The following is a 15,587-nucleotide window of genomic DNA, read 5'->3' on the forward strand; positions in this document are numbered from 1 at the left end:
CTGACACAACGTAACAAGTCTGTCAATATATCTGTACTTTCAGTCTGACAAAATTCAGTCACTTTCACTCACAACTTGCCGGAAATAAGTAAAAATTTGTTCCTGTTAACCAAGATTAATAAATAAATCATAAGTTCTATCTGATAAAACATTACTTTTGACACATTAAATAAGAATCATGCATCTTCAATAAATCTTATTATACAAAAAACAACCAAAGTACTATGCAAACAAATGTTCTTTCAAAAATGCTCTGCATTTTATTTTGCCTGATTGCAACATGCATTCCGGCTATGGGACAGTCGGGGAACTACTCTGTCAAAGGCGTATTGGTAGACTCCCTTACAAACGACACGGAACCTTACGCCACCATCCGGATTCTTTCTGCCAAGTCGCCTGACAAACCGGTCAAACTCAACGTGACGGATGAGAAAGGAAGATTCAATGAAAAACTCACCCAACCGGGAGATTACATCATCACACTGACTTCCGTCGGAAAAAAGACGGTGGAACGCAAGTTCACGCTCTCTGCCTCACAAAAGCAGGTAGATCTGGGTACGCTTTATACAGCTGAAGCCAGTGAAATGCTGAAGGGAGTGGAAGTCGTTGCACAAAAACCGCTGGTAAAGGCTGAAATCGACAAGATTTCATACAGTGTGGAAGACGACCCGGACTCCAAGACAAATACCACACTGGAAATGTTGCGTAAAGTACCTCTCGTTACGGTAGACGGGGAAGACAATATCCAGGTGAACGGATCCAGCAACTTTAAAGTTCATGTCAACGGAAAGCCCAACACCTTGATGAGCAACAATCCGAAAGAAGTATTGAGAAGTCTTCCGGCCAATTCTGTCAAGTCAATCGAAGTAATTACTGAACCGGGAGCCAAATACGATGCCGAAGGTATCGGCGGTATCCTGAATATCATTACGGATGACGCAAGAATGCAAGGTTACAATGTAACCGTCAATGCGCGCGCCAGCAACATGGGACTGGGCAGCGGTGCATACGGTACCGTACAGGTCGGTAAATTTACAGTAACCGGTAACTATGCATATAATTACCAGACCCAGCCGACCGGATACAACGAAAGTACCCGTGAAGATTTCACATCAACTGACTTCCGTCACTTGAACAGCAATTCGTCTTATGACAGCGACGGAACGTTCCAGTTCGGAAATCTGGAAGGAAGTTATGAAATCGACACCCTGAACCTGATCACCTTCTCGGCCAATCTGTTCGGCGGCAAGTTCAACACCAAGAACAATGCTTACACAGAAATGCTGAACGAAGCCCGGGAACATACATACAGCTACCGCACCTTGTCGGACAATACCAATAATTTCAGCAATGTCGGTGTGAACCTTGACTATCAGCGTTCCTTCAAAAGAAAAGGAGAATACCTCACGCTTTCTTACAAGTTCAACAATTCACCAAACGGAGGAGAAGCAACTACCTCATACGATGAGATTGATAACTACCCGGAAGAACTTTATGGTCCTTTACGCCGCCAATATTATAACAACGATGCCCACACGGCAGAACATACCGGACAGATAGACTATGTGAATCCCATCAGCGACATGCATTATGTGGATGCCGGTCTGAAATATATCTACCGCCTCAATGCCAGTGACAGCAAATATTACCGGGAAAATAACGAAGGAGTCATGCAACCCGATGCAGACCTTACCAGCAAGTTCGACCAGGGACAAAACATCCTGGCTGCGTATGCCGACTATCAGCTGAAGTGGAAAAAACTGGGCGTGAAGGCCGGAGTCAGATACGAACATACCTTTATGGATGTGGAATATGCGCAGTTACCGGACCGGAACTTCAATGCAAATTTTGATGACGTCGTACCATCGGCCAACATTTCTTATATGCTGGGTAACACCATGACGCTGCGTGCAAATTATAACATGCGTATCAACCGTCCGGGTATCTGGTACCTGAATCCTTTCCGGGATACCAGCAATCCGACCTCCATCAGCTATGGTAATCCCGACCTGGATACGGAAAAGTCACACAATCTGGGCATGACATTCAGCAGTTTCAGCGCCAAATTCAGCTTCAACCTGAACCTGAGTTATATGTTCATCAACAATGGTATCGAACACTATTCATTCATGAACAACGGAGTCATGGAAAGTACCTACGGCAACATCGGAAAGAGCAACCGTACACGTCTTTCCCTCTGGATGAACTGGAATCCGGGAAACAAAACCCGTATTTCACTGAATGCCAGCGGTTCTTATTCCGACTTCAAGAGCAGTGAATTCGCAGCAGGCAACCACGGTTTCACGGGCAATTTCTTCGGAAATATCCAGCAGACCCTTCCCTGGGATCTCCGTTTCAGTGTATTCGGCGGAGGCAGCACGCCTTATATTTCCCTGCAAGGAAAAGGTTCATCCTATCATTATTACGGTTTCAACCTGAGCCGTTCGTTCCTGAAAGAGAAACGCCTTAACGTATCTCTCTTTGCCAGCAACGTATTCAGCAAATATCAGGAATATTCCAACGAAACCGTTACAGACACGTTCCGTTCCTGGAGTCTGTCGAAGTCACCCTCACGGAGTTATGGTCTGAGCATCAGCTGGCGTTTCGGCGAACTGAAAGCACAGGTGAAGAAGACAGCCCGCAGCATCAGTAACGATGACGTCAAAGCCGGCGGTGGCGGACAGGGCGGTTCCACAGGAGGAGGTGCACAATAATCTCACTTCCTGATCCGGAAGTTCAGAATAACGGACCGCGGTATGCAGACCAGCATGCCGCGGTCCGTATGCTTTTGACAGAAACCGTCGGCTGTCTCCCGATTTTTGTTACCTTTGCAAAGATGAACTTAAAAACTCAGAACCATGGAATTTGTATGGATATTGACCGGCCTTCTCGCCGGAACTCTCATAGGCTATCTGGCCGCTTCACGGAAAAGCGGTATTCTGCGGGCTCAAATGGAAATGCAGCAAGCCCACGATCTGGAACTTCTGCAAAGCGAACAGCAGCGCACTTCCCGGCAGGCAGAAGAGATTACAGCCCTCCAGCAGAGCCTTGCTGTCGCCCGTACTGAAAAGAAAGCGCTGGAAGAACGGCTGGACAACCAGAAAGCAGAAATCGAAAGCATGCACAAGCAACTGAACCTGGAATTCGAAAACATAGCCAACAAAATCTTCCAGCAGAAAACAGAAACTTTCAGTCAGCTGAGCACGGAACGGCTGAACATGCTCCTGAAACCTTTTGATGAAAATCTGAAGGAATTCCGTCATCAGGTGGCTGAAGTCTATGACAAGGAATCCAAACAACGTTTCTCTCTGGAAGACAAGATCAAGGAACTCGTGCAGCTGAACCAGCGCATCAGTGATGAAGCCAACAGCCTTACGCGTGCCCTCAAGGGCGAAAGCAAGACACAGGGCAACTGGGGAGAAATGATACTGGAAACCATTCTTGAAAACTCGGGCCTGCGTGAAGGTGAAGAATATTTCCGGCAGGAGTTTCTGAAAGATGAAAACGGCGAAGTGCTGAAGAATGAAAACGGACAGCGCATGCAACCGGATGTTCTCGTTGTGTATCCGGACAACCGCCAGGTCATTATCGACTCAAAGGTTTCACTCACAGCATATGCCAACTACATAGCAAGTACGGACCCCAAGGAGCAGGAACAATGGCTGAAAGCCCATCTGGCTTCAGTCAAAGCCCACATTGACGAACTGAGTCAGAAAGATTACTCACACTATAATGCGAAATCACTGGATTTTGTCATGATGTTCATCCCCAATGAACCCGCCTACATGCTGGCACTCCAGACAGACACTCACTTGTGGAACTATGCCTACCAGAAGAAAGTTCTCCTCATGAGCCCCACCAATCTGATCGCGGCCCTGCGTCTTGCACTGGATTTGTGGAAACGGGAATATCAGGTCAAGAACATTCAGGAAATAGTCAGACGAGGTACAGTACTTTATGAAAAACTGGCCGGATTCACCGAAACCTTCGAAAAGATCGGCGATACCCTGAATAATGCTTCACAAGCTTATCAGACCGCCCTCGGCCAGTTGTCGGAAGGAAAAGGAAATGTCATCCGCCAGGCTGAAATGCTCAAGGAACTGGGAATTACCCCGAAGAAGAAGTTTCCTCCCCGCCTGCAGAAGAGCGACGAGCTTTCTTAAAAACGCCGAAACGTTTTAATGCAAAGCCCGAAATCTTTTCCTCCATTCGCCGAAACGTTTTTTTAAAAGCCCGAAGGCGCGAATACCAGTCTGTCCGACCGGCTTTGCGCCTTCCTCTATTTTCAATTCAAATGTCTGGAAATCAAAGTTTCTTCTTGTTCGCATAAAGAGCATCAATGATACCATCCGCCAGACCGATAACAGGCACATAAATGTAAGCCGCATGAATGATATCGGCAATGGTCAGGAAGATTTCACCGGCAGGCACGATTACATCGGCCCGGTCGGGCTTCAGTGAGAAGCGTTCCATACGCTCAGCCACAGTCAGACATTTCAGACTGTCGTGCAGACTGTGCAGTGTCGCTACGCTCATCCGTTCGTTTTTCTTGTCTTTCTTTTCTGCCAGACGATAGAGTTTGTTGATATTACCTCCCGAACCGATGATGTTCGTTCCAGGGTAAGACTGGGCAATTTCTGCCATATCTTTCTTCAGACGTTCCCATTCGGAATCCTTCACAGCAGCGTTCAGGATGCGGACGGTACCGATATTATACGAACGGCTGCATACCAGCTGTCCCTGTGACAACAGGTTGATTTCCGTACTGCCACCACCCACATCTACATACATATAGTTTCCCTTGCGGTCTTCCATGTATTCGATGTGATTGTTGTACACCATTTTGGCCTCTTCCTGTCCGTCAATGATCTCGATGTTGATGCCCGTTTCTTTCCGGATACGCTTGATCAGCTCCATACCGTTCTTCGCATCACGCATGGCCGAAGTGGCACAGGCCCGGTAGTCAGCCACGTCATAGATCTTCATCAGATGGCGGAAAGACTTCATCAGCCGAATCATGTTTTTCTGTTTCTTCGGTGAAAGTTCTCCCATGGCAAACACGTCAAATCCCAGACGCATCGGCACACGCAACAGCAAAACCTTCGAGAACTTCACTTCCGGCTCATCTTCATCCAGATGTTTGATGAGCAGACGTACCGCATTCGAACCGATATCGATAGCGGCATAATTTTCGTCACAAATGTTCTGTTTTTCAATAACCATAGTTTCTCTCCTTCCTTATTAATCCTGACGGCCGGTAGTCGCAAGGCTCCGGTCATTCGTTTTCTGCTACATAGTAATCATACAGAGCTTCCTGCGAACGGAACGGCTTTTCTTCGCCGGTATCGCGGAAATTGTTTTCACCTTTTCCGTCGACGATACGTCCCTGAAGCGTGTCATTCAGTCCGTATTCCACAATCCGTTTCATTTCTCCCTTGATGGCCGGATCGTATACAGGGGTCACCACTTCCACACGGTTATCCAGATTGCGCGGCATCCAATCGGCAGAACCGATGAATACCTTTTCCTCACCACCGGCAGCGAATATAAAGATCCGTGAATGTTCCAGGTAACGGTCAATGATTCCATTGATCCGTATGTTGTTGCTGACTCCCGGAATGCCGGTCATCAACGAACAGTTTCCACGTACCACCAGATCAATATCCACTCCGGCCTGCGAAGCTTCATACAGTTTTTCCACCATGACGGGATCCGTGATGTGATTCACCTTGATCTTGATATAGGCAGGCTTTCCGGCCTTCTTGTTCTTGATCTCGTTGTTGATCAGCGCCACAAACTTGTTCTTCATCTCGTTGGGCGAAACCAGCAGTTCCTTGAACTTGATTGGGCTGTAAGGACGTTCAATGAATCCGAAAACGGCATCTACCTCTTTGACGAGGCGGCGTGAAGCCGTCATCAGCATACAGTCGGTGTACATACGTGCATTTCCTTCATGGAAGTTTCCCGTACTGATGCAGGCAATATCCGGTCCGCTCTTCATGGCAATGTGTGTAATCTTGGAATGAACCTTCAGTCCTTCCACGCCGAAGATCACTTTGATTCCGGCATCCTGCATTTTCTTGGACCAGTTGATATTGGAAGCCTCATCAAAACGCGCCAGCAATTCGATCACTACCGTCACCTTCTTTCCGTTGCGGGCTGCACCGATCAGCGCCTTCACCACCTTCGACTCCTTCGCCAGACGATAAAGTGTAATCTTGATACTGGTCACCTGTTTGCTGATAGCCGCTTCCTGCAACACGCGGATGAACGAATCAAAGTTATGGTAAGGAACATGGATGAAACGATCTCTTTCCTGAATCTTTTCCAGCAGACTTTCCGGACCGTCAAGCTCTTTCTTCAGAATCGGCGGCCAGGCCGGATATTTCAGGTTGGCACGTCCGCAGTCAGGGAAGCGCATCAGATCCTTGTGATTCTGATAGCGTCCGCTTCTCAATACGGTATCCAGAACATCCAGATCCATCTTTTTCAACACTCTTTTCAACAGATCCTTGGGCATACGTCCGTCGTAGATCACCCGCAACGGCTCACCACGCTTCCGGCTCTTCACTCCTTTCGAAATCTTCTGCAAGGTTCCGGTACGCAAGTCATTGTCGATTTCCATTTCAGCATCGCGGGTAAACTTAAACGCGTATGCCTCGAAATCCGTATAGCCGAGTCCCTCGAACACAAGCGGAAGGCAGCAGCGGATCACGTCTTCCAGATACATCAGATAGCTCTTTCCGTCTGCATCCGGCAGACGGATGAAACGTCCGCACAAGGAAACAGGAACCTCCAGATAAGCATAGTCCGGTGTCGGTTTTTCACCCTGACGCATCATCTTTACGGCCAGATAGATGCTTTCATCGGTTTCGTTGTCCAGCAATTTCACGGCAGAGAACCATACGGGTACAAACGAACCGCTCAGTTTTTCCCGATAAAACTTCTGAATGAATGCCAGCTGTTCGGGAGTCACTTCAGCATCATTCACCAGATAAATATTTTCCTGGCGCAACGCCTCCGTCACACTGGCAACAGTTTTTTCATAGTCTTCCACATAACGCGCATTCAGTTTTCCGATCTGACGGATCAGCTTGCGGGCATGTTCGCTTTCTTTGGCTGCCGCCTTGTCCGTACATTCGGCAATACGGCTCTGGGTAGCCATACGCACACGGAAAAACTCATCCAGGTTATTGGAATAAATACCCAGAAAAGCCATACGCTCCAGCAAGGGTACATGCGGGCGGGTGGCTTCCTGCAAAATACGTCGGTTGAAGTACATCCAACTGATATCTCTCTCCAGATAGGGAGTTATTTTTTTTCTTCTGAACCATTTCTTCTTGTTTTTCCGCAAAATAAGAAAAATCTTGTTACATTCATATTTCCAGCGCGGAAAAATTTCAAAATAGCAGACAATAATCATAACTTTATCACATACAACCTCATAAATAATTTAGGAGAATACTTAAATTCATTTTGCCAGATACGAATAAATCCTTACCTTTAAAAAATCATACAAGCACAACAAGGAAAATGGAAACAGAAAACAAAATCATATCGCACCTTTATATAAGCAAGGAAGATGGACAATATGTAATACAGACCAATGAAGAGCACCAAAAAGGAGTGGCTACAATCGCATCAAAGTTTGCCAAAGAATTCGGGCTTTCTTATTGGGGATATACTTTAGGAATGCTGCATGACAAAGGCAAGGAACGTGCAGCATTCCAACAATACATACGTCTGGCAAACAATATCCCAATATCTGGGAAAAAGTACTACGAGAATCACCAGCACGCATTCGTAGGAGGAATAATAGCAAAGAATCTCATGGGAAAGGACATTCTCAATCTTCTTGCAAATCCAATTGTATCACACCATACAGGACTGCACGATTGGATTGATCTGGAAAATATTCTAGAAGAAAAGCAAATTCCTGAAGAAATCGATACGGCAAATATCAATATAGATACGGCATTGCTCCACAAAGAATTTCTAGCATCTCCTTTCATTCAAAACAAAATTGACTTGAAATATTTACACCATCTCTCGCGCATGCTTTATTCTTGTTTAATAGATGCAGACCGACTGGATACCGAACAGTTCATGGACAAAGCTTCATGGCAGAAACGCGACTGTTCTGCTACCCTTGCTGATTTATTACCCTCACTGGAAGCATATATACAAGCATTACAGTCTAAGGCTGCCGACACCGAAGTAAACCGTATCCGAAAAAAAGTAATGGAGCAATGCGACAAGATGTCAGCAGGCGAACGAGGTTTCTATAGCCTCACCGTACCGACTGGAGGTGGCAAAACACTATCTTCACTGGTATGGGCAATGAAGCATGCAATAAGACACGGCATGAATCGTATCATAATAGCCATTCCATATACCAGTATCATTGTGCAAACAGCAGGAATCTTAAAGCAAATCTTTGGTGAAGAAAACGTATTGGAGCATCATAGTAACTTCAACCCGGATGAAATCAAGGATGAAGAAAAGCGTGAGAAGGCAAAGCTGGCAACAGACAATTGGGATTATCCGATTATTGTAACAACGAATGTACAACTTTTCGAATCTATGTTCAGCAACAAGCCATCATCATGCCGTAAACTGCACAATATTGCAAACGCAGTAATTCTGCTGGATGAGGTCCAGACATTACCCATCGACTTCCTGCAACCCATAGTAGATGCGATGAAAGCATATCAAAAACTTTTCGGTGTATCCATCTTGTTCACTACCGCCAGCCAGCCTGTACTTAATGGCCTGATAAAAGGGACTAATCCAAGAGAAGATTTTATAGGGATAGAACATATCACAGAAATCATTCCACCAGAGTTTGCCTTACATGAGAAGCTTCGCCGGGTAGAGTTGAAAATCGATAATACAGGAAAAACATACGATGAAATAGCAGCAACGCTATCCAGATATCCCAAAGTGCTATGCATTGTAAATACCCGAAAAGATGCCAAAGAGTTATACGACCGTCTGCCTGATAGCGAATTAAAAGTCCATCTTTCACGAATGATGTGCCCCGCCCACATTGGCGAAACCATCCACCTTATTAAACAGATATTAGGAGATGAGTCTCAGCCTGTAATCCGGATTATTGCGACCCAGCTCGTTGAAGCAGGTGTAGATATTGATTTCCCAGTTGTATTCCGTCAGGAAGCCGGTCTGGACTCAATCCTACAGGCAGCAGGACGCTGCAATCGTGAAGGAAAAAATAAAACTGGCCAAACATTTGTGTTCAGCCTGAGCGCAGAAGGACGCGTACCTTATGGAGCAATAAGAACAGCAAACAATGCGCGAATAAGCTTACCGGTACACAGCGACTGGTTTGCTTCCTCTACAATGAAAGCTTATTTTTTACAACTATATAGCAGAGAAACCTTTGATAAAAAAGGAATAAAAGACTATCTTTACAAACACGATGAAATCAATTTTAAACAAGCATCAGAAGCATTCAAATTAATTGATGACGACAGTATAAGTGTAATTGTACCATGGGAAAGCAGCATGGACCTTGCAGCTCAATTAAAAGAAGAAGGCTGTACCTATTCTTTAATGAAACAACTGGCCCAATACACAGTCGGTGTCCGTCGTTCTGATTTCAAGAAATTAAATGAATATGGTGCCATCGAAGAAGTCCTGACAGGTATATATGTGCTATCAGACAGGGCTCAATACAATAAGGATACAGGCATAAGTCTGGACAATCATTGGATGGAGGAAGTGCTTATGGCATAAGATTAACTAATAATTATTTGAAAATAAGAATCAGCATACTTAGTGGAAAACAACGATAATCAACTATAAAATGGAATACACTGACAAAGAATACTGTCTAGAAGTGTGGGGCGACTGGGCCTGCTTTACTCGTCCGGAGTTGAATGTAGAACGTGTAAGTTACGATGTCATTACGCCCTCGGCTGCACGTGCTATTTTTGAGGCCATACTTTTCAAGCGCTACGCCATGCGGTGGCAAATAACAAAAATAGAAGTTATAAATCCCATAAAGTGGACAACTATACGTAGGAATGAGGTGGGAGCTGTTGCCGGAAAGTCTCCTATTTATATAGAAGATAAACGCCAGCAGAAAAACTCCTTATTACTGAAAGACGTACGCTATCGGATTTATGCCAAACTGGTGTTTATTCCGGTAAAAAACCGTTCCAAAGAAGCCTTTGGGAAGCATCAACCAGGCAATGATGAAAACCCAATGAAATATTATCAGATGTTTGAAAGAAGAGCATCGCAAGGACAATGTTTTACGCAACCCTACTTGGGATGCCGCGAGTTTTCCGCCTCTTGGAAATATATCGATACGACAGAGGATCTTACTTCCCCGTTAAATGAAGACAGAGATTTGGGAATTATGCTCTATGATATGGATTTTGACAAAAATCCTAAAAACCCGGACGCAATGTTTTATCGTGCCAAAATGGAGCAAGGCGTTATTGTAGTACCTAATAAAGACAGTGAGGAGGTGTTGAGATGATACTAAAAGCTTTATATGATTATTATAACAGATCACTACTTGAAAATCCAAATTCATTACCATTATATGGTTGGATGAACTCTCGCATTTCTTTTGTTATAATTATTCAAAAAAATGGGAATTTTGTAAGATTAGAAGATAATCGAGATGAAACAGGAAAAGGAAAAATCTTTGTTTTACCTTATGGTGTTCATACAAACTCCATAACCCCATTTTTGTTTTGGGATAAATGCATGTATGCCATTGACTATTCAAAAGCAAGTATACCTTTAAGTGATGTTGAGAGTCAAGATAAGAAAAAAGTGGAGAAATGGGAAAAAAGTTATGCTTCTGCACATGAAAAGCACTTAGCATTCGTATCTCTATGTAAGAAAGTTTATGACAACACATTAGATGAAGACTTTAAAGCGGTTGTTGAATTTTATAAAAAAAATCAGCTACCCTTGTTACGCAACGATATTCTTTGGCAACAAATAGAAAAGGACCCTGATGTTAATGTTTCATTTAAACTTGAAGGTGCAATTTCCCTTATTGCTAGTAAACCGATATTATCGAATTATGTAGAAAAAGATACAAGCCAAAAGGGCATTTGTCTTATTACTGGTAATAAAACTGATATCGTTAGAAAAGTAACTCCCACACCAATATTAAATTGTAAATCATCTGCTAGCTTGGTTTCTTTTCAAACTAATCAAGGATATGATTCTTATGGGAAATCACAAGCATATAATGCTCCTATCTCGTATGAAGCTGAATTTGCTTTTTCTACAGCTATTAAAAGATTAATCGAAGAAAAGTCACAAAATAAATTTACAATAGGCAAAGCAAACTATACACGTACTTTCCTTTTTTGGAGTTCTTCTAATAGCGATGCATCAAAAGCAATGGAGAATGGAATATTTACTTTATTTGCCCATAATGAACTTGAAGATGAAGATCCAAACAAACGTATAGAGTTAGTCAAGAATGTCTTTATGTCTATTTATAATGGCAAATTATCAGCCAATAAAGATGACAAATTTTTCATACTCGGATTAGCACCCAATGCAGCCCGGATAGCTGTTGTATATTGGAGTGAAATTCCACTACGCGAGTTTGCAAAGGTAATCAGCCAACATTTCAAAGATATGGCAATTATAGGTACTCGTAAAGAGAAAAAACCGTATATAGGATTATATTCCATCTTGGAAAGTGTATCTTTAGAAGGGAAATTAAGTAATGTTACCCCCAACCTTCCTGAAGCTGTGGTAAAAAGTATTTTTCAAGGTTTGCCTTATCCTAATTCTCTATTCCAAGCATGTATCCGCCGTATACGTGCCGAACAGTCCATAAACATAGTACGTGCTGCCATTATAAAAGCATATCTAAACAGACTAAATAATAATAACAAAAAAATCAATATTATGTTAGACAAAGAAAATCAAAACGAAGGGTATTTATGTGGAAGACTATTTGCCGTCCTAGAAAATCTACAATACGCTGCCAATAAACAGGATTCTATCCGCTCCAATTATATGAATGCAGCATCATCTACACCTGCTTCAGTTTTTCCAACAATTTTAAAACTATCAAATAGCCACTATAGTAAATTAGTTAAAGACAAGAAAGGTTTGGCTGTATTTTTTGACAACAAGAAAAAAGAAATAATGGCCATGATCCAAGATTTTCCAAATGCTTTAAATTTAGGAGATCAGGGCAGATTCTTTTTAGGTTATTACCATCAAAAAAACGACAAAGAGATTAATACAACAGAAGAATAATAACAAATAAACAATACTATTATGTCAGAAATTAAGAACAGAATCGATTTTATTTATATATTTGATGTTAAGGATGGAAACCCTAATGGTGACCCAGATGCAGGCAATCTTCCGCGAGTAGACCCAGAAACTGGAATGGGGTTGGTTACAGATGTTTGTTTAAAACGTAAAGTACGAAATTATGTGCAAATAGCTTGTGCAGGACAAGCAGGCAATGACATTTTAATAAAATCCAAAGAGTTATCAGGAGAAGAGACCTTTATTAATGGAGAAATTCGTAAAATGTACAAAGAAGATCTTGGAATAGATCTTAAGCTAAAAGAAAAAGCCCCTAGTGATAAAGTATCTGCTGGTAGAACAGCTATGTGCAAACGCTTTTTTGATGTAAGAACTTTTGGCGCAGTTCTCTCTACTGGTGCAAATGCTGGGCAAGTACGTGGAGCAGTACAGATGACATTTGCCCGTTCGGAAGATTTAATTGTTCCTGAAGAACATGCCTTAACTGTATGCGCAGCTCGTGATGAAGAGAAACCATACGAAGAACAAATCGGTATACAAGGTCGTAAAGCCACTGTTCCATACGGTCTATACGTATGTCATGGCTTTATTTCAGCCAATCTGGCTCAGCAAACCGGATTTTCCGAAGAAGATTTGGAGTTGTTTTGGGATGCATTAAAAAACATGTTCGATGTAGACCGCTCGGCTGCTCGTGGATTAATGAGTGCACAAAAATTGATTGTTTTCAAACACGACTCTATGCTGGGCAATGCTCCTGCCAATAAATTGTTCGATCTGGTAAAAGTTGAAAAAGTTTGCGATGGAGCACCGCGTTCTTTTAGCGACTATTCAGTTACTATCGACAAGAATAACATTCCGGCTAATATAGTCCTTGAAGAATTAATATAATACCAGTATAAAGAATGTATAGCGAAGATGATATGTTAATGTTATCGGGGATTCAGCATTTCCGATTCTGTCCCCGGCAGTGGGCATTGATACATATTGAACAGCAATGGAATGACAATCGCCTCACTATAGAAGGACAAATTCTTCACAAGCACGTAGATGACCCTTTCTATCGGCAAAAATGTGGCGACCAGATAACATTACGTGCCGTGAATATTGCTTCGCGTGAGCTAGGACTCTATGGCATTTCAGATGCCATAGAGTTATTTCCGTCTCAGTCCACTGAAAATACGATTCATCATCCCAAATATCCGGGAAGATGGAAGCCTATTGTTGTAGAATACAAACACGGCAAGCCTAAAAGGAATGAAATAGATGAAGTACAATTAGCTGCACAAACAATATGCCTAGAAGAAATGTATGCCATCCATATATCTCACGGCGTATTTTTCTATGGAGAACTACGCCACAGAATAGATGTAGACATAACAGAGGAACTGCGTGATATTGCAAAACATTGCGCCCACGAAATGCATGATGTTTTTGCAAAATCTGTGATCCCTAAAGCAGAATATGGCAAACATTGTGAAAAATGTTCACTAATAGATATCTGCATGCCCAAGATTACAAAAAATTGTACTACGGTAAATACATATCTTGATAAAAGCTTATATCAATGAGAAAACTATTGAACACTTTATATGTAACAACACCGAATGCCTATATCAGCAAAGATGGGCTAAATATCGTCGTGTCTGTTAATCAGGAAGAAGTATTCCGTATACCTGCTATTAATATTGAAAGTATAGTTACATTTGGATATATGGGAGCAAGTCCAGGTGTTATGAAATTATGCAGTGATAGTGGCATATCGCTTACATTCCTTTCTCCACATGGAAAATTTATAAGCAGAGTACAAAGCGCAACAAAAGGCAATGTTTTATTACGTAAAAAACAATATCAGTTAGTAGATGATGAAGCATGGTCATTGCATGTTTCACTGTTAATGATTGGTGGAAAGATTCAAAATTACCGCAATATACTAAGAAGATATATTCGCGACTACGGAGAAAACGAAAATGTTAATCAAGCCATTCAGACACTGGAACGTGCAAAACGAAATGCTTTACAAGCTCCGGACAAAACGACACTGATAGGTTATGAAGGTCTGGCTTCTAATGCTTATTTTGAAGTATTACCGGTTTTAATACTCAACCAGAAAGCCGATTTTCCTTTTCAAGGGCGCAATCGCCGTCCTCCCAAAGATGCGGTAAATGCTATGTTATCGTTTGCCTATACATTAATTGCCAATGATGTTGCTGCCGCACTTGAAACTATAGGTCTTGACCCATATGTTGGATTTCTCCATACACTACGTCCGGGACGTACGTCATTGGCATTGGACATGATGGAAGAATTACGCGCATATCTCGGCGATCGCTTTGTGTTATCTCTAATAAATAAAAGACAGATTTCTTCTAAAGAATTTCTTTATCAGGGTGATAATGGAGTAGTAATGTCCGACAAAGGAAAAAAGATTTTTATTTCTGCCTGGCAGAATAGAAAACGAGAAACTATTATCCATCCATACCTTAATGAAAAAATTGAAATAGGCCTACTACCGTATGTACAAGCGATGTTAATGGCGAGATATATCAGAGAAGATATTGATGATTATCCTGTATTTTTAATTAAATAGTGTATTATGTACATTCTAGTAACATATGATGTGGACACGACAAGTAAAGAAGGCGCTCGTCGTTTACGATGTGTGGCTAAAGCATGCCTTAACTATGGGCAAAGAGTACAAAATTCTGTATTTGAGTGTGAGGTTACTGAAGCACAGCTCTGTACATTAAAAAATATAATTGGCAATGTTATTGATACAAAACAAGATAGTGTCAGGTTTTATTATCTTAATCGAAACATAGCCAGAAGAGTAGAAGTTTTAGGGAAAGAAACATCATACGATGTAAATGATGTAATGATTATCTAAAGTGCGAAACTTATGTAATACACGTTTCCTTGAGTTTTCGCACATATTGAAATATAAGGAATTACATTTTTACATTTAGTATAATATAATCAGAACTGTATCTTAATTATTAATTTCGCAAAAGCTACAGTTTAAATATCTAGAAAACTGATACATATCTAAGAATCAGTCGCACCCTGCGTGGGTGCGTGGATTGAAACATGTTTGTGTGATTTTTTACAAAACTAGCTTATTGTCGCACCCTGCGTGGGTGCGTGGATTGAAACTGAAAAGAATTGATGAACTCAAGGTGGTTTATCAGTCGCACCCTGCGTGGGTGCGTGGATTGAAACAGCTAGTTATTAACAGAACTGACGAAACAGAGGAGTCGCACCCTGCGTGGGTGCGTGGATTGAAACAAATCTAGACATAGAAGGAT

11 protein-coding genes are annotated in these 15,587 nt (G+C 42.3%); 9 read left to right on the forward strand and 2 right to left on the reverse strand.

Features of this window, described 5'->3' with window-relative positions:
- Nucleotides 1–224 precede the first annotated feature (224 nt).
- The gene (locus tag BACCOPRO_RS10455; protein WP_008143447.1) at nucleotides 225–2,714 is read left to right on the forward strand and encodes a TonB-dependent receptor; all 2,490 of its coding nucleotides are present in this window, start codon (nucleotides 225–227) and stop codon (nucleotides 2,712–2,714) included.
- A 144-nt stretch (nucleotides 2,715–2,858) separates the two neighbouring features.
- Nucleotides 2,859–4,163 carry a DNA recombination protein RmuC gene (locus BACCOPRO_RS10460; RefSeq protein WP_008143449.1) on the forward strand — a complete coding sequence of 435 codons (1,305 nt, stop codon included), beginning with the start codon at nucleotides 2,859–2,861 and terminating at the stop codon, nucleotides 4,161–4,163.
- 142 nt (nucleotides 4,164–4,305) lie between these two features.
- On the opposite strand, the gene BACCOPRO_RS10465 is transcribed toward BACCOPRO_RS10460, so the two are convergent.
- Nucleotides 4,306–5,223 (reverse strand): Ppx/GppA phosphatase family protein, encoded by a 918-nt coding sequence (locus BACCOPRO_RS10465; protein WP_008143453.1) that lies wholly within the window; start codon nucleotides 5,221–5,223, stop codon nucleotides 4,306–4,308.
- 52 nt (nucleotides 5,224–5,275) lie between these two features.
- The gene (locus BACCOPRO_RS10470; protein ID WP_008143454.1) at nucleotides 5,276–7,423 is read right to left on the reverse strand and encodes an RNA degradosome polyphosphate kinase; all 2,148 of its coding nucleotides are present in this window, start codon (nucleotides 7,421–7,423) and stop codon (nucleotides 5,276–5,278) included.
- A gap of 110 nt (nucleotides 7,424–7,533) precedes the next feature.
- Between BACCOPRO_RS10470 and BACCOPRO_RS10475 the strand changes: the two genes are divergently transcribed.
- From BACCOPRO_RS10475 to cas2, 7 genes are all read left to right on the forward strand, one after another.
- Nucleotides 7,534–9,756 (forward strand): CRISPR-associated helicase/endonuclease Cas3, encoded by a 2,223-nt coding sequence (locus BACCOPRO_RS10475; protein ID WP_008143456.1) that lies wholly within the window; start codon nucleotides 7,534–7,536, stop codon nucleotides 9,754–9,756.
- A 70-nt stretch (nucleotides 9,757–9,826) separates the two neighbouring features.
- Complete coding sequence (cas5c, locus tag BACCOPRO_RS10480) at nucleotides 9,827–10,507, forward strand: type I-C CRISPR-associated protein Cas5c (RefSeq protein ID WP_008143458.1); 681 nt, start codon at nucleotides 9,827–9,829, stop codon at nucleotides 10,505–10,507.
- Entirely contained in the window at nucleotides 10,504–12,267 is a 1,764-nt protein-coding gene (gene cas8c / locus BACCOPRO_RS10485) for a type I-C CRISPR-associated protein Cas8c/Csd1 (protein ID WP_008143459.1), read from the forward strand. The genes cas5c and cas8c overlap by 4 nt, the downstream gene beginning before the upstream one ends.
- Before the next feature lie 21 nt (nucleotides 12,268–12,288).
- Nucleotides 12,289–13,173, forward strand: a complete 885-nt coding sequence (cas7c, locus tag BACCOPRO_RS10490) for a type I-C CRISPR-associated protein Cas7/Csd2 (RefSeq protein ID WP_008143461.1) — start codon at nucleotides 12,289–12,291, stop codon at nucleotides 13,171–13,173.
- Nucleotides 13,174–13,187: 14 nt separating this feature from the next.
- Nucleotides 13,188–13,853 (forward strand): CRISPR-associated protein Cas4, encoded by a 666-nt coding sequence (cas4, locus tag BACCOPRO_RS10495; RefSeq protein WP_008143462.1) that lies wholly within the window; start codon nucleotides 13,188–13,190, stop codon nucleotides 13,851–13,853.
- Entirely contained in the window at nucleotides 13,850–14,872 is a 1,023-nt protein-coding gene (gene cas1c / locus BACCOPRO_RS10500; protein ID WP_008143464.1) for a type I-C CRISPR-associated endonuclease Cas1c, read from the forward strand. Before cas4 ends, cas1c begins: the two co-directional genes overlap by 4 nt.
- A gap of 6 nt (nucleotides 14,873–14,878) precedes the next feature.
- Entirely contained in the window at nucleotides 14,879–15,169 is a 291-nt protein-coding gene (cas2, locus tag BACCOPRO_RS10505) for a CRISPR-associated endonuclease Cas2 (RefSeq protein ID WP_008143466.1), read from the forward strand.
- The last annotated feature ends 418 nt before the right edge of the window (nucleotides 15,170–15,587 follow it).

This window comes from Phocaeicola coprophilus DSM 18228 = JCM 13818, assembly GCF_000157915.1.
Taxonomy (GTDB): domain Bacteria; phylum Bacteroidota; class Bacteroidia; order Bacteroidales; family Bacteroidaceae; genus Phocaeicola; species Phocaeicola coprophilus.

Excerpts from the sequence above, each read along its gene's own strand:
- BACCOPRO_RS10455 (WP_008143447.1), top strand. The coding sequence starts at position 225 with ATGCAAACAAATGTTCTTTCAAAAATGCTCTGCATTTTATTTTGCCTG.
- cas1c (WP_008143464.1), top strand. The coding sequence starts at position 13,850 with ATGAGAAAACTATTGAACACTTTATATGTAACAACACCGAATGCCTAT.
- BACCOPRO_RS10465 (WP_008143453.1), bottom strand. The coding sequence starts at position 5,223 with ATGGTTATTGAAAAACAGAACATTTGTGACGAAAATTATGCCGCTATC.
- cas2 (WP_008143466.1), top strand. The coding sequence starts at position 14,879 with ATGTACATTCTAGTAACATATGATGTGGACACGACAAGTAAAGAAGGC.
- cas5c (WP_008143458.1), top strand. The coding sequence starts at position 9,827 with ATGGAATACACTGACAAAGAATACTGTCTAGAAGTGTGGGGCGACTGG.
- cas8c (WP_008143459.1), top strand. The coding sequence starts at position 10,504 with ATGATACTAAAAGCTTTATATGATTATTATAACAGATCACTACTTGAA.
- cas7c (WP_008143461.1), top strand. The coding sequence starts at position 12,289 with ATGTCAGAAATTAAGAACAGAATCGATTTTATTTATATATTTGATGTT.
- BACCOPRO_RS10460 (WP_008143449.1), top strand. The coding sequence starts at position 2,859 with ATGGAATTTGTATGGATATTGACCGGCCTTCTCGCCGGAACTCTCATA.
- BACCOPRO_RS10475 (WP_008143456.1), top strand. The coding sequence starts at position 7,534 with ATGGAAACAGAAAACAAAATCATATCGCACCTTTATATAAGCAAGGAA.
- BACCOPRO_RS10470 (WP_008143454.1), bottom strand. The coding sequence starts at position 7,423 with ATGATTATTGTCTGCTATTTTGAAATTTTTCCGCGCTGGAAATATGAA.
- cas4 (WP_008143462.1), top strand. The coding sequence starts at position 13,188 with ATGTATAGCGAAGATGATATGTTAATGTTATCGGGGATTCAGCATTTC.